15 protein-coding genes are annotated in these 14,117 nt (G+C 67.6%); 4 read left to right on the top strand and 11 right to left on the bottom strand.

Annotated features, from left to right (window positions below):
* Positions 1-93: 93 nt before the first annotated feature.
* Positions 94-2,172, top strand: coding sequence for a S9 family peptidase (locus tag C3E99_RS18265; RefSeq protein ID WP_076077418.1), 2,079 nt, complete (start codon positions 94-96; stop codon positions 2,170-2,172).
* A gap of 168 nt (positions 2,173-2,340) precedes the next feature.
* Here C3E99_RS18265 and C3E99_RS18260 read toward each other — a convergent pair whose 3' ends face one another.
* The 6 genes from C3E99_RS18260 to C3E99_RS18235 all read right to left on the bottom strand — a co-directional run bounded on the left by C3E99_RS18260 (position 2,341) and on the right by C3E99_RS18235 (position 8,865).
* A complete protein-coding gene (locus C3E99_RS18260) occupies positions 2,341-2,952 on the bottom strand; it encodes an HAD-IA family hydrolase (RefSeq protein WP_076073424.1) in 612 nt (203 codons plus the stop codon).
* 94 nt (positions 2,953-3,046) lie between these two features.
* A complete protein-coding gene (gene ykgO / locus C3E99_RS18255) occupies positions 3,047-3,172 on the bottom strand; it encodes a type B 50S ribosomal protein L36 (protein ID WP_003046794.1) in 126 nt (41 codons plus the stop codon).
* Between the two features lie 471 nt (positions 3,173-3,643).
* On the bottom strand, positions 3,644-5,101 hold the full coding sequence (gene rpoN / locus C3E99_RS18250; protein WP_076073423.1) for an RNA polymerase factor sigma-54: 1,458 nt from the start codon (positions 5,099-5,101) through the stop codon (positions 3,644-3,646).
* Between the two features lie 147 nt (positions 5,102-5,248).
* Positions 5,249-6,061: an LPS export ABC transporter ATP-binding protein gene (lptB, locus tag C3E99_RS18245; protein WP_076073422.1), complete on the bottom strand. Its 813-nt coding sequence runs from the start codon at positions 6,059-6,061 to the stop codon at positions 5,249-5,251.
* A 562-nt stretch (positions 6,062-6,623) separates the two neighbouring features.
* On the bottom strand, positions 6,624-8,030 hold the full coding sequence (pgmG, locus tag C3E99_RS18240) for a phosphoglucomutase/phosphomannomutase PgmG (RefSeq protein ID WP_104960211.1): 1,407 nt from the start codon (positions 8,028-8,030) through the stop codon (positions 6,624-6,626).
* A gap of 25 nt (positions 8,031-8,055) precedes the next feature.
* Complete coding sequence (locus C3E99_RS18235) at positions 8,056-8,865, bottom strand: division plane positioning ATPase MipZ (RefSeq protein WP_067113470.1); 810 nt, start codon at positions 8,863-8,865, stop codon at positions 8,056-8,058.
* Positions 8,866-8,950: 85 nt separating this feature from the next.
* Here C3E99_RS18235 and panC point away from each other — a divergent pair, with 85 nt between their 5' ends.
* Both panC and C3E99_RS18225 read left to right on the top strand, forming a co-directional pair.
* Positions 8,951-9,790, top strand: a complete 840-nt coding sequence (panC, locus tag C3E99_RS18230) for a pantoate--beta-alanine ligase (protein ID WP_076077417.1) — start codon at positions 8,951-8,953, stop codon at positions 9,788-9,790.
* Positions 9,791-9,949: 159 nt separating this feature from the next.
* Positions 9,950-10,264, top strand: a complete 315-nt coding sequence (locus C3E99_RS18225) for an SEL1-like repeat protein (protein ID WP_067113472.1) — start codon at positions 9,950-9,952, stop codon at positions 10,262-10,264.
* A 282-nt stretch (positions 10,265-10,546) separates the two neighbouring features.
* On the opposite strand, the gene C3E99_RS18220 is transcribed toward C3E99_RS18225, so the two are convergent.
* The 4 genes from C3E99_RS18220 to C3E99_RS18205 form a co-directional block, all read right to left on the bottom strand.
* Positions 10,547-11,695 carry a GNAT family N-acetyltransferase gene (locus C3E99_RS18220; protein WP_076073420.1) on the bottom strand — a complete coding sequence of 383 codons (1,149 nt, stop codon included), beginning with the start codon at positions 11,693-11,695 and terminating at the stop codon, positions 10,547-10,549.
* Between the two features lie 150 nt (positions 11,696-11,845).
* Positions 11,846-12,310, bottom strand: a complete 465-nt coding sequence (locus C3E99_RS18215) for a RidA family protein (RefSeq protein WP_104960210.1) — start codon at positions 12,308-12,310, stop codon at positions 11,846-11,848.
* Positions 12,311-12,336: 26 nt separating this feature from the next.
* The gene (locus C3E99_RS18210; RefSeq protein WP_076073419.1) at positions 12,337-12,969 is read right to left on the bottom strand and encodes a hypothetical protein; all 633 of its coding nucleotides are present in this window, start codon (positions 12,967-12,969) and stop codon (positions 12,337-12,339) included.
* Entirely contained in the window at positions 12,966-13,238 is a 273-nt protein-coding gene (locus tag C3E99_RS18205) for a DUF3572 family protein (RefSeq protein ID WP_067113486.1), read from the bottom strand. The genes C3E99_RS18210 and C3E99_RS18205 overlap by 4 nt, the downstream gene beginning before the upstream one ends.
* A gap of 87 nt (positions 13,239-13,325) precedes the next feature.
* Between C3E99_RS18205 and C3E99_RS18200 the strand changes: the two genes are divergently transcribed.
* The gene (locus C3E99_RS18200; RefSeq protein WP_067113488.1) at positions 13,326-13,688 is read left to right on the top strand and encodes a response regulator; all 363 of its coding nucleotides are present in this window, start codon (positions 13,326-13,328) and stop codon (positions 13,686-13,688) included.
* Positions 13,689-13,907: 219 nt separating this feature from the next.
* Here the strand turns inward: C3E99_RS18200 and C3E99_RS19920 are convergent, their stop codons facing one another.
* Positions 13,908-14,069, bottom strand: coding sequence for a hypothetical protein (locus C3E99_RS19920; RefSeq protein WP_156483138.1), 162 nt, complete (start codon positions 14,067-14,069; stop codon positions 13,908-13,910).
* Between the last annotated feature and the right edge of the window lie 48 nt (positions 14,070-14,117).

Below are 14,117 nucleotides of genomic sequence, written 5' to 3'. Positions count from 1 at the left end.
TTTGCGATGCGCGCTATTTGGGCGTTTCTGGCGGCAATTGCCACCCTGCTTGTCGGGACCGTTCCCGTTTTCGCCGAAGAGGAAGAAAAAGCGTTGACCCAGCCTGCCGTCCCCCTGCCCTCCGCGCCCGTCGCCGAGCAGCGCCCGCATACGCTGACCCTGCACGGCACGACGCTGTCCGACCCGTGGCACTGGTTGCGCGACGAAAGCTACCCGGTGGTCGACGACCCCGACGTGCTCGCCTATGTGAAGGCCGAAAACGCCTGGTTCGACGCGGCGATGAAGCCGCATGAGGGGCTGGTCGAAACGCTGTTCCAGGAAATGAAGGGCCGCATCAAGGAGGCCGACGCCAGCGTGCCGCAGAAGGACGGCGACTGGCTCTACTGGATCGAATTCGAGGAAGGGGCGGAGTATAAGAAATGGTACCGCCGCGCCGTCACGGGCGGCGATGCGCAGTTGATCCTCGACGAGGTCGCGCTCGCCGCGGGCAAGGAGTATTTCCGCCTCTCCGACATGGCGGTCAGCCCGAACGGCCGCCTGATGGCCTATGCCGTCGACGACAATGGCTCCGAACGCTTCGAGGTGCGCTTCCGCGACCTCGAAACCGGCGCCATGCTGCCCGACGTCATCCCCGGCACTTTGTCGGCGCTGGTGTGGACCGCGGGCGGCGACGCGCTGCTCTATGGCCTCGCCAACGAGAACTGGCGCACCGACAATGTCCATCTGCACCGGCTGGGCACCCCGGTGGCCGAGGACAAATTGCTCTACAAGGAGGCCGACATCGGCTTCGGCGTCGGCATCGGCAAGACCGCCGCCGACAATTATATCGTCATCGCGACCGGCGACAACGAAACGAGCGAGGTCTATCTGCTCCCCGCCGCCGATCCGGAGGCGAAACCGCTGCTCGTGTCGCCGCGCCGGAAGGGCCGCGAGTACAGCGTCGACGAGCGCGAGGGCACGCTCTACATCCTGACCAACGACGACCATCCCAATTTCCGCGTCGCGACCGCCAGCCTCGCGGCGCCCGGCGAATGGACGACGCTGATCGCGGGGTCGGACCACAGCTACATTACCGGCCTGTCGGTCTTCCGCGACTATTTCGTGCTCGAAAGCCGCGAGGACGGGCTCGATCAGGTCGACGTGCGCCGCTACGACGCGCCGCTGACGCCGGGGCGCATCGCCTTTCCGGAGGCGACCTATGTCGCGGGGCTCGGCGACAATCCCGAATATCATCAGGACAGGATCCGCATCGATTATGAATCGATGGTCACCCCCGACACCGTCTACGACTATGACGTCACCGCCGGCACGCTCGAAACGTTGAAAGTGCAGGAAATCCCTTCGGGTTATGATGCCAGCCAGTATGTAACCGAATGGGTTAACCTGCCCTCGCGCGACGGGCAGACGATGATTCCCGCCTCGCTCGTCTACAGGAAGGGCACGCCGCGCGACGGCAGCGCGCCGATGCACCTCTATGTCTACGGCAGCTACGGCTATCGCGTCGCGCCGGGCTTCTCGACGACGCGGCTCAGCCTCGTCGATCGCGGGATGATCTATGCGATCGCGCATGTCCGCGGCGGCGACGATCTCGGCCGCGCATGGTATCTCGCGGGCAAGACCGACCGGCGCAAGAACACGTTCCACGACTTCATCGACGTCGCGAAGGGGCTGATCGCGAAAGGCTATACCAGCGCGGGCAGGATCTCGATCGAGGGCCGCTCGGCGGGCGGGCAGGTGATGGGCGCGGTGTATAACGAGGCGCCCGAATTGTGGGGCGCGGTGCTCGCGGGGGTGCCCTTCGTCGACGTGATCAACACGATGGTCGACGAAACGCTGCCGCTGACCCCCGGCGAATGGCCCGAATGGGGCAATCCGATCACCGACAAGGCGGCGTTCGACTATATGCTGTCGTACAGCCCCTACGACAATGTGACGGCAAAGGCCTATCCGCCGATGCTGGTGTCGGCGGGCCTCAACGACCCGCGCGTCACCTATTGGGAGCCCGCCAAATGGGTCGCGAAGCTGCGCAGCGTCCGCACCAACGACGCGCCGCTGCTGCTGCGCACCAACATGGGCGCGGGCCACGCCGGCAAGTCGGGCCGCTGGGGCGCGCTGCGCGAGGATGCCGAGGAATATGCCTTCGTGCTGACCCAGCTCGGGGTGGAGAAATAGGGCTTTTTGAAATTTTCACGCGAAGGCGCAAAGGCGTGAAGAGGCCGGTTCGGGCCGACAGGCCTTTTTCCCATCACGGCATGCGGGTGACCGCGACGCCGGGAAAAGAAGGCCGCTTCGCGGCAGGCGCCATTTCTTCGGGCCTTCGCGGCTTCGCGTGAAATGGAATTATTCCGCCAGAAATCCCCGCGCCGCCAACTCGGCCTCCAGCCCTGCCGCATCGCTGAACAGATGCGCAGCGATGCCCGCGGCTTCGGCGCCCGCGACATTGGCGGCATTGTCGTCGACGAACAGCGCGCCCGCCGGGTCGATGCCGAATCGCTCGATCGCGAGGGCATAGATCGCCGCGTCGGGCTTCACCAGCCTTTCGGTGCCCGACACGATAATGTCGCGGAAACGGTCGAACACCGGCTGCGTCGGGCGGAAGGCCTGCCAGAATTCATGCCCGAAATTGGTGATCGCGAACAGCGGCACCCCCGCCGCGTCGAGCCGTGCGACAAGGTCGAGGCTGCCGGGCACCGGCCCCGGGATCGTCTCGTTAAAGCGCGTCGCATAAGCGTCGATCAGCGCGCCGTGCGCCGGGAATGCGGCCTTGCGCTCGGGCACCATCTCCGCAAGCGGGCGCCCCGCGTCGTGCTGGAAATGCCATTCGGCGGTGACGACGTGGGTCACGAACCATTCGAGCTCGGCCGGGTCGTCGATCAGCTTGGCGAACAGGTAGCGCAGGTCCCAGTCGAACAGCACCTTGCCGACGTCGAAGATCACGCTTCGGCGGATCATGGCCGCTCCCGACACGCGAAAGCGCCGCCGGAAGCATCCGACGGCGTCACGCTGGCTCGCAGATGCGCGGGGACCCGTGGTCCCGGCAAGGCCGTCAGCCCTGGCGCGCCTTGAAGCGGCGGTTGGTCTTGTTGATCACATAGGTCCGGCCGCGGCGACGAATCACGCGGTTGTCCCGATGGCGGTCCTTCAGCGACTTCAGGCTGTTGCGAATCTTCATGGTCTTTTCCGTAAAGGTCTGAGCGTTGTCACGCGAAGGCGCGCACCTATGGCGACGGGCAGGAAAAGTCAACCGCGCCGCCGCCGATCGGCCCGGAAAAGATTCGCGCAGCGGCGCAAAGACCACGGAGAAGGAAGGCTGCCGATTGCCGCCCTCGTCATGCCGGACCTGTTTCAGCCTCCATTGGCCCGTGCCGGCCTGACAGGGCAGCGCCAATTGATTTCACGCGAAGGCGCGAAGAAGAAGGCTCGGGCCGACAGGCCCCTTATTCTTCGGGACGGTGCGGTCAGCCGCCACGTTGAAAGAGAAAGCCTCTTCGCGGCAAGCATAGCCTCTTCGCGTCTTCGCGTCTTCGCGTCTTCGCGTGAAAAAATGGGATCGTGTCCGGCGAAAGGCCCGGTCATGGAGGCTGAAACAGGTCCGGCATGACGAGAATCTCTGCGATCTTTGCGCCTCTGCGCGAATCAAATCCTACCCCGCCAGCGCCTTCTGCCGCCGCCGCTGCACCGACGAGCCATAACCCATCGCCTCGCGATATTTGACCACGGTGCGCCGCGCGACCGCGTGGCCCTCGGCCGCCAGCTTCTGCGCGATCGTCTCGTCGGACAGGATCGCCTTGGCATCCTCGGCCTCGATCAGCGCGCGGATGCGGCTCTTGATCGCCTCGGCCGACACCGCGCCGTCGCCGTCGGTCGCCGCGATGCCGCTCGAGAAGAAATATTTCAGCTCGAACAGGCCGCGCGCGCACGACAGATATTTGTTGCTGGTGACGCGGCTGACGGTCGATTCGTGCATCCCGATCGCCTCGGCGACCTGCCGCAGCGTCAGCGGGCGCATGTGCGCGACGCCGTGGAGGAAGAAGCCCTCCTGCTGCCGGACGATCTCGCTCGCCACCTTGACGATCGTGCGCTGGCGCTGGTCGAGCGCGCGCACCAGCCAGTTGGCGCCCGCGAGCTGTTCGGACAGCCACGCCTTGCTCTTTGCCGCCGCCCCGCGCGCCAGTTCGCTGTAATAGCGGCGATTGACGAGCAGGCGCGGCAGCGTGCCGCTGTTGACCTCGACCGCCCAGCCCTGCGCGGTGCGCTGCACGAACAGGTCGGGGACGACCGCCTGCGCCGCGCCGCCGCCGAAGCGCAGCCCCGGCTTGGGGTCGTAGCCGCGCAGCTCGCGGATCATGTCGGCCAGATCCTCGTCGTCGACCCCGCAGATGCGCTTGAGCTGCGGAAAGGCGCCCTTTGCCACCAGGTCGAGGTGCGCGATCATCGTCGCCATCGCGGGGTCGTAGCGGTCGGCCTCGCGCGCCTGGATCGCGACGCATTCGGCGAGGTCGCGCGCGCCGACGCCCGATGGGTCGAAGCCCTGCACCCCCGCCAGCACCGCCTCGACCAGCGCCAGCGGCACGCCGAGCCGCTGCGCCAGGTCGGCAAGATCGGCGCGCAGATAGCCTGCCTCGTCGATCAGCGCGACGATCTGTTCGGCGACCATCGCCTCGATCCCGTCGAAGCGCTCGCCGACCTGCGCGAGCAGATGGTCGTAGAGCGTGCCCTCGGCGCCCGCGAAACTGTCGAAATCGACGGCCTCGCCCGATCCCGACAGCCCGACGCTGTCGCTCGCGCTGTCGTGGTGGAAGCGCTCGTCGAAATCGACGTCGAGGTCGCTGCCCGCGTCGGAGGCGAGCGTCGGTTCGGCGTCGGGACCTTCACCGGCGGCCTCGGGCGCCGCCTCGCCCGCCTCTTCCCCGCGCTCGTCGCCCGCCCCGTCGCCATCGGCGGAGGCGGTGTCGAGCAGCGGATTGCCTTCGAGCGCCTCGGCCAGATAGGCCTCGAGTTCGAGGTTCGACAGCGCCAGCAGTTTGATCGCCTGCTGGAGCTGCGGCGTCATCACCAGCGATTGCGACTGGCGGAGATCGAGGCGCGGACCCAACGCCACCGGCGGTTATCTGCTTCTTGTTCCGTTCGTGTCGAGCGAAGTCGAGACACCCATCAGCGTGGCGCAAGGCCGAGGAACATTTCGACTTCGCTCGATGCGAACGGAAACTGAAAACCGCTCAAACCGCACTGGAAAAGCTCCAGTTCGTCACAGCGAGAAGCCCTCGCCCAGGTACAGGCGGCGCACCTCGGGGTCGGCGACCAGTTCGGCGGGCGATCCCGCGAGCAGCACCTTGCCGTCGTAGATGATGCAGGCGCGGTCGACGAGGTCGAGCGTCTCGCGGACATTGTGGTCGGTGATCAGCACCCCGATGCCGCGCGTCTTGAGGTCGGCGACGAGGTCGCGGATGTCGGCGATCGAGATCGGGTCGATGCCCGCGAAGGGTTCGTCGAGCAGCATGATCGACGGGTTCGCCGCCAGCGCGCGCGCGATTTCGGCACGCCGCCGCTCGCCCCCCGACAGCGCCATCGCCGACGCGCCGCGCAGCCGCGTCAGCCCGAATTCGTCGAGCAGCTCGTCGAGCCGCTGCTGGCGCGCCAGCCGGTCGGGCTCGGCGAGTTCGAGCACCGCGGCGATATTCTGCTCGACCGTCATGCCGCGAAAGATCGAGGTTTCCTGCGGCAGATAGCCGAGGCCCAGGATCGCGCGGCGATACATCGGCAGTTCGGTGATGTCGGCGCCGTCGAGCATGATGCGCCCGGCGTCGGGCTTCACCAGCCCCATGATCGAATAGAAGCAGGTCGTCTTGCCCGCGCCGTTCGGGCCGAGCAGGCCGACGACCTCGCCCTTGCCGACCGACAGCGACACGTCGGACAGCACGACGCGCTTGTCATAGCTCTTCGCGATCGACACGACCGCGAGCCCGTTGCCCGCCGCCGCATCCTGCTGGACGTGCGAGACATGCTCGGCGACGCCATGGTCGCCTTCGGCCAAAGGTGCAGCAGTGGATTCGTCGGTCATAGGCAGGTCAGATCCGTTCGGGCCCCCGCTGGGGCGTTAGCGCAGCGACGCGGCGACCGTCAATCTGGCAGGGATTTTGCAAGGACGATTTCCCCGCCTGCTTGCGGGAGGGGCAGCGAGGCTCGCGAGCTCGCTGCCTAGCCGAAGCGGGGTGGGCATCGACAGCGCGGCCGACCCAACGGGTTGCAACCATGGCTCGTCGGAATCCGGCTCTACCGCACATTTTCGACAAGTCACTGTTCCCCGGCGAAAGCCGGGGTCCATGCGAAGCAGCGCTGTGCCATCTGGGCCCCGGCTTCCGCCGGGGAACAGCTCCTGACTTGGCTGAAGAACATATATGCCAACTCGTTTCAGAGCTCGCCCCCCCGGACCCGATCCGGGAGTCCATGGTCTGCCCTCGAATGAAAGGCAGCACAAAAGGGAGGGTCCGGCCATGGATGCTGAAACGAGTTCATCATGACGAACGAACGGGGCAGTGCGCCGAAACCCGAATCCCCGGGCCATAGCCCCGCTGCACCGAGCCGGGTCTCACGACCCCTCGCGCCACCGGGAGGGGAGGGGATCAGTGCGCCGCTTGCGGCACTCTTTCCACCCCCGACTGCGCGAGTTGGTCGTCGATCGCCGCGAGCAGCCGCGCGAGCGCCGCCTCGTCCCGCGCCTCGGCGCGCGCGACGAGCACGTCCTGCGTGTTCGACGCGCGCAGCAGCCACCAGCCGTCGTCGGTAAGCACGCGCGCGCCGTCGGTGCGGTCGACCTGCGCGCCCGCCGCCGTCAGCCGGTCGAGAACCTCGTCCACAATGGCGAATTTGCGCGCCTCGTCGACCTGGAAGCGCAATTCGGGGGTGTTGACCATCGCCGGCATCGCGTCGCGCAATTCGGTGACGCTCCTGCCCAGCTTGGTCGCCGCCTCGATCAGCCGCACCGCGGCATAGGGCGCGTCGTCATAGCCGTAATAGCGGTCGGCGAAGAAGATATGCCCGCTCATCTCGCCGGCGAGCGGGCTGCCGGTTTCCTTCATCTTCGCCTTGATCAGGCTGTGCCCGGTCTTCCACATCAGCGGCGTGCCGCCCAGTTCGGCGACGCGGTCGAACAGCGCCTGGCTCGCCTTGACGTCGGCGATGATCGTCGCGCCCGGATGCTCCCTGAGCACCGCGGCGGCATAGATCTGCAGCAGCTGGTCGCCCCAGATCACGCGGCCCTGGCCGTCGATCGCGCCGATGCGGTCGCCGTCGCCATCGAAAGCGACGCCGAAATCGAGGCTTCTCTCCGCGACCAGCTTGCGCAGATCGGCGAGGTTCGCCTCGACCGTCGGATCGGGATGGTGGTTCGGGAAATGGCCGTCGATGGTGGTGAACAGCAGATGATGCTCCCCGGGCAGCCGCGCCGTGAGCTTTTCGATCACGGTGCCCGCGGCGCCGTTGCCGGCGTCCCAGCCGATGCGAAAGGCGCCGCCGGCGAATCCCTCGACCAGCCGATCGACATAGGCGTCGACGATGTCGATGCGCTGCGATCCGCCCTCACCGCTGTCCCAGTCGCCCGCGGCGGCCATTTCGCCGATCCGCCTGATGTCGGCGCCGAAGAAGGGGCGTCCTTGAAACACCATCTTGAAGCCATTGTAATCGGGGGGATTATGGCTGCCGGTTATCTGTATGCCGCCATCGACCTCTTCGGTTGACGCGGCGTAATAGAGCATCGGCGTCGGCCCCAGCCCGACGCGCAGCGCATCGATCCCCGCCGCGTTGATCCCCTCGACCAGCGCCTCTTCCAGCATCGGCGACGACAGCCGCCCGTCATAGCCGACGGCGATGCGCCGGCCGCCCGCGCGGCGGATCAGCGTCGCAAAGCTGCGGCCGATCGCCCTTGCGTCGGCGGCGGTCAGCGTGTCGCCGACGACGCCTCGGATATCATATTCGCGCAGCATCGTCGGGTGAAAGACGTGGGCGGCAACGGGCTCGGAAACGGCGGTCATGGATGATGCTCCTGCGCGAAGGGGGTCAGGCGACGGCGAACAGGTCGCCATCGGGATGAAACCGCTCGCGCGCCGGAAGGTTCAGTCCCGCCATCGCCTCGCGCAGTTCCTGCCGCGCGACGACATGCCCCATCCCCATGCCGCCGAGATGCGCCTTGTCGAGCAGCGTCAGCCCGGCCGGGAACAGCTCGCGATAGATGACGCGTTCGCCCAGCCCCGGGATGACGCGAAAGCCGACGCGCCGCGACAGCTGGTTCAGCGCCTCGCCGACGCGCCGCATGTTGTGCGCGTCGACATGCTGCAGACGGTTGCGCAGGATGATCCAGTCGATCGTCCGCCCGTCGCTCTTGGCGCGCGCCTTGCGCGTGTCCCAGATCAGCTCCGAATAGAAGCTGGGGCGCACGACCTGGAACGTCTCGGGATCGACCTGGCCGATCAGGTCGAAATCGATGAAGCTGTCGTTGATCGGCGTCACCAGCGTGTCGGCGCTGGTCGCGATGTGCCGCGCGAACGGGTCGTCGCGCCCCGGCGTGTCGGCGATCAGATAGTCGGCGTCCTCGGCCAGCCGCGCGACCTGTTCGTCGAGTTCCTCGACCGTCGAGCCTTCGAACACCTCGAAATGCGGGATGGGCAATTCGATGCCGCGGCGCTTCGCGGTGCTGGTGCGATTGTCGAGATAGCGGTGAAAGGTGCGCTGGCGCGGGTCGAGGTCGATTCCGGCGACGCGCCACCCCATGCTCGCCAGCGCGACCGCGAAATGCACCGCGCAGGTCGACTTGCCCGTCCCGCCCTTTTCATTGGCAAAGATGATCCGGTGGGGGGCTGGCTTCGTCATGAGCGTTGCGATTTTCCTGTCGGCGCGGCATGGCGGCCGCATGGGGTGGCGTATGGACGCCGCCAATATCGGAGGGCGGGCGGCCGTGCAAATCATCCGTGATATCGCCACGCTTCGTCGCGCGGTCGACGCGCTCAAACTGGGGCGCAAGAGCGTCGCGCTGGTCCCGACGATGGGCGCGCTGCACGCGGGGCACCTGTCGCTGGTGCGGATGGCGCGGCGCGTCGCCGACCATGTCGTCGTGTCGATCTTCGTCAACCCGACGCAGTTCGGCCCGAACGAGGATTTCGCCGCCTATCCGCGCGACGAGGCGCACGACGCCGCGCTGCTGGTCGAGGAAGGCGCGGCGCTGCTCTGGGCGCCCGACGTCTCCGTCATGTATCCGCCCGGCCATGCGACGCATATCGCGGTCGCCGAACTCGGCGCCGACTATTGCGGCGCGGCGCGGCCGGGCCATTTCGACGGCGTCGCGACCGTCGTCGCCAAGCTGTTCAACCAGGTGCGCCCCGACATCGCGATCTTCGGCGAAAAGGACTGGCAGCAGCTTGCGATCATCCGCCGCATGGCGCGCGACCTCGACTTCGCGATCGATATCCTGGGGGCGCCGATCGCGCGCGATCCCGACGGGCTCGCGCTGTCGTCGCGCAACGCCTATCTGACCGCCGATCAGCGCGCCGCCGCCGCCGCCTTTCCCGCCGCGCTGCGCACCGCGGCGGCGGCGATCGCCGGCGGCGGCGCGGTCGCCGCGGCGCTCGCCGATGCCGAGGCGGCGATCCGCGCGGGCGGTTTCGCCAGCGTCGACTATGTCGCGCTCGCCGATGCCGACAGCCTCGAACGGCTGACCGAATATCGCGCCCCGGCCCGCCTGCTCGCGGCGGCGCGGATCGGCACCACGCGCCTGATCGACAATCTGGCGGTCGAGTAGCACCCTCTTTCGGGAAAGCATGGTTCGAAAACCCGCGGATTACGGCGCTCGCCGCTACCAATCCCCAAAAAACCGCCGCGTCGTTAACGCTTTGTTGACCATAAGCCGCAACTTTGGGGCCGAGGTCTCCATGTGGGGTGGAGGCGACAGGGGGTTATCATGGCGAACAGTCTGAAGTCTGCCCAATATCTGATCGAAAGCCGGCTGCTCGACGCCGCGCGCGGCGATGCGAGTGCCTATTTCGACCTGGGCGTCGCATTCTCGACCGGCACCGGCGGGGTCGATGTCGACCTGATCCAGGCGCATAAATGGTTCAACCTCGCCGCGCTCGGCGGCAATGTCGAAGGCCAGCAGTGCCGCGCCGACGTGTCGAACGAAATGAGCCGCGACGAAATCGCCGAGGCGCAGCGCCAGGCGCGCGCCTGGCTCGACGAGACCGCCCGCCGTCCCGCCGCCCGCCGCTTCGCGGCCTGACGTCTTGCCCGGTCTGCGTGGGCGTTCTGGAATCTCACGCAAAGGCGCGAAGGCGCGAAGAGAATTGCATGGCCGGTTTTCGGATAATCTCACACGAAGACACGAAGAGGGCGTGATGCGACTCGATCGTTGCGCCGATTTCGACGCCGGTTGAAAAAGGGCCGGACAACGTCCGGCCAGATAATCTCCTATGATGATCGCGAGACAGAACGGCAGAAACCGTCCTCTTCGTGTCTTCGTGTGAGATTTTCTTCTTCGCGCCTTCGCGCCTTTGCGTGAGATTCAATCCGCCCGCCGGAACGGCATATGGCCTTCCAGCCATTCCATTTCCTGCATCTCGGCCGCGCGTTCGCGCTCCAGGAAATCTGCCACCGCGCGCCGGAACCCCGGGTCGGCGATGAAATGCGCCGACCAGGTCGCGACGGGGCCGTAGCCGCGCGCGAGCTTGTGCCCGCCCTGCGCGCCCGCCTCGACGCGCGCCAGCCCGCGTTCGATCGCGACGTCGATCGCGCGGTAATAGCAAAGCTCGAAATGCAGATAGGGGATGTCGGCCACACAGCCCCAATAGCGGCCATAAAGCGTGTCGGCGCCGATCAGGTGCATCGCCCCCGCGACCGGCGTATCGCCGTCATAGGCGACGATCAGCAGCACGCGATCGGCCATCCGCGCGCCGATCAGGTCGAACGCCGCGCGCGTCAGATAGGGGTGCCCCCATTTGCGCCCGCCGGTGTCCTGATAGAAGGCCCACATCGCATCCCAGTGCGCGGGGCCGATCGCATCGCCCGTCACCTGCTCGATCCGCAGCCCCACCACCGCGCGCGCGCGCTCCTTGCGCAGTTGCTTGCGCTTGGCGGAGGTCAGCGTGGCGAGAAAATCGTCGAAACTGCGATAGCCGGGATTGGCGAAATGGAACTGGACGTCGCGCCGCACCAGCCATCCTGCCGCCTCGAACAGCGGCATCTGTTCGGGCGCGACGAAGGTCGCATGCGCCGACGACAGCTCGTTCTGCCGCACCACCGCCTCGGCGGCGCGGATCAGCAGCCGCGCGTCCTCGTCCCCCGCCGCCAGCAGCCGCGGCCCCGGCACCGGGGTAAAGGGCACCGCGATCTGCAGCTTTGGGTAATAGGCGCCGCCCGCACGCGCCCACGCGTCGGCCCAGCCGTGGTCGAAGACATATTCGCCCTGGCTGTGCGTCTTCAGGTAAGCGGGCGCCGCGGCGACCAGCGCGCCCGCGCCGTCGTCGACCAGCAGCGGCGCCGGCTGCCAGCCCGTCCTCGGCCCGACGCTTCCCGATTCCTCAAGCAGCGACAGAAAGGCATGGCCGACGAAGGGATTGGCGCCCCCCGCCAGCGCGTCCCACGCCGCCGCCTCGACCGCGGCGACCCCGGTGCCGAGCGAAATCGTCCGCGCGGGCGGGTCGGCGTCGGCCATTCAGACGCCGCCGACGAGGAAAGGAAAGGCCGTGTTCCCCCGCGAAGGCGGGGGTCCATCTCCGGTTGGCGCAAGATGGAACCGGCAGGAGATGGGTTCCCGCCTTCGCGGGGACACGGAAAGACATGGGACGTCGCGCAAGGCGATTTCCTACGCCGGCCGCACCGCCACGATGGCGTCGACCTCGACCGCAGCGCCCAGCGGCAGCACCGGAACGCCGACCGCGCTGCGCGCATGGCGCCCGGCCTCGCCGAACAGCGATTCCATCAGTTCCGACGCGCCGTTCGCGACCTTGGGCTGCTGCGTGAAACCGGGATCGCTGTTCACGAACACGCCCAGCTTGACGATTCGCTCGACGCGCGACCAGTCGCCGTCGACCGCCTTGCCGACCTGCGCGACGATCATCAGCGCGCAGCGGCGCGCGGCGTCATAGCCGCTCGCCTCGTCCATGTCGGCGCCCAGCCGCCCGGTGACGAGTTGCCCGTCGCGGAACGGCAGCTGCCCGCTGACGTGCAGCAGCCCCCCCTGCTCGACGACGGGCACATAGGCGGCGACCGGCGCGGCGGGCGTCGGCAGGTCGAGGCCGAGTTCGGCAAGCTTGGCGGCAATATCCATCGTAAATCCTTCCATCGGTTGTCGGGTCAAAGGGCCGGGGCCGGCAGGTTTCCGGCGATGCGCGCGAGGATCCACTCGCGCGCCGCGGTCCACTCGTCGATGCGCGCGTGCGCGTGCGCGGCGGCGGGAATCCGGCCGGCGATCGCGGGCTCGCCGACCATGTGCAGCCGCCACACGTCGGGCGCCGCGGCGGCGACCGAATGGTGGTGATTCGGCAAGTCGTCGATGAATATCGTGACGCTCGGCGCGCGCTCCTCGATCAGCCGGCGCACCGGCTCGCCCTTGCCGCCGCGGCTGCCGATCACCGGCGCGTCGAGGCCCAGCGCGGCGAGCTGGTCGGCGCGGCGCTGCTGGTGGTCGGGGCCGACGTTGGTCAGGATGACGATGTCGGCGACGCGCGCGATCGCGGCCATCGCGGCGACCGCGCCGGGGATCGGATATTGCCGCGCCATCTCGGTGCGGAAGAATCCGTCGAGCAGCGGCCACACCTCGGCCGCCTCCAGCGGCGTGCCGCACGCCTTGCGCTTCAGCGCATTGGCGAAGCTCGTGTCCTCCATGCGGAACAGCACGCCGTGCGCCTCGTCGACCCACTGCGCGAAGGGCACGACCATGTGCATCAGCACCTCGTCGCAATCGCTGATGACGAGCGGGCGAGTCATGCTTCCTGTCCTTCCTGTCCTTCCAGTCGGCGCGCCGCGGCGGCCAGCGCCTCCGGCTCTATATCGAGTGCCGCGGCGCAGGCGACAAGGTCGGGCTCGTACGCGGTCAGGAAGGCGAGCACCGCCGCCAGCGTCGCGCGCTGCCCCAGCGCGGCGCGCAGGCCATCGGGCGTCAGCCCGGTCGTCGCGAGCAGCCGCTCGGCGCGCGACTCGTCGCCGACGATCCAGCCGAGCGCCCGCAGCGCCAGCGCCGCGTCATCATCCCGCAAGAGGCGATCCTTCCATGGGAAGCAATTGTGTCCGGCCGCCGATTCGCCTAAACGAGCCGCGGACGCAAGCGGGGAAAGCGGCAGATCATGGGAAAGACCGTCCTGGTCGTCGAGGATAACGAGCTCAACCTGCGCCTGTTCTGCGACCTGCTCAACGCCCACGGCTACAGCGCGCACCCGGTGCGCGACGGCCGCGACGCGCTGGCGAAGGCGCGCGAGATCGCGCCCGACCTGATCATCATGGACATCCAGCTGCCGCACGTCAGCGGGCTCGAACTGATCGGCCAGGTCAAGGCCGACCCGGCGCTGCGCGCGGTGCCGATCATGGCGGTGACCGCCTATGCGGGAAAGGGCGACGAGGAACAGATCCGCGCCGCGGGGGCGGAAGCCTATGTCTCGAAACCCATATCGGTGATCCGCTTCATCGAAAGCGTCGGCGCCTTCGCCTAGGACCGTCCCATCAATCGATGTGTCCCGGCGCAGAAGGCGGTTTCCGATGCCCAGGACTGGAACATGACGACCCTGGATTGGCCCACTTCGTCATTGCGAGCGGAGCGAAGCAATCCAGGGCGGTTTACACCGCTCTGGATTGCCGCGCGGCTTCGCCGCTCGCAATGACGGGTCGACCGGAGCGTCATCCAAAGACGGCCGCTCCAGCCCCGCCCGCGATCAGGCGAGGACGGAACGCCGCGCGGTCCGGCGCAGGCCCGCCGGCGCGGGCTGCCGCTGCCACGGCGAATCATAATGGACCGCCACCGCGGCGGTCGATGCTTCGATCATCATGGTCCAGAACTGGCCGATCGGGCCCGAACGGGATGCGTTGCGAGTCATGTCGTATCTCCTGAATCGATCGTTGCGCGCAAGGAGAAGGGAGGGGAG

This window comes from Sphingopyxis sp. MG (assembly GCF_002953155.1).
GTDB classification, from domain to species: domain Bacteria; phylum Pseudomonadota; class Alphaproteobacteria; order Sphingomonadales; family Sphingomonadaceae; genus Sphingopyxis; species Sphingopyxis granuli.
This window is presented reverse-complemented; position numbering and strand designations above follow the sequence as displayed.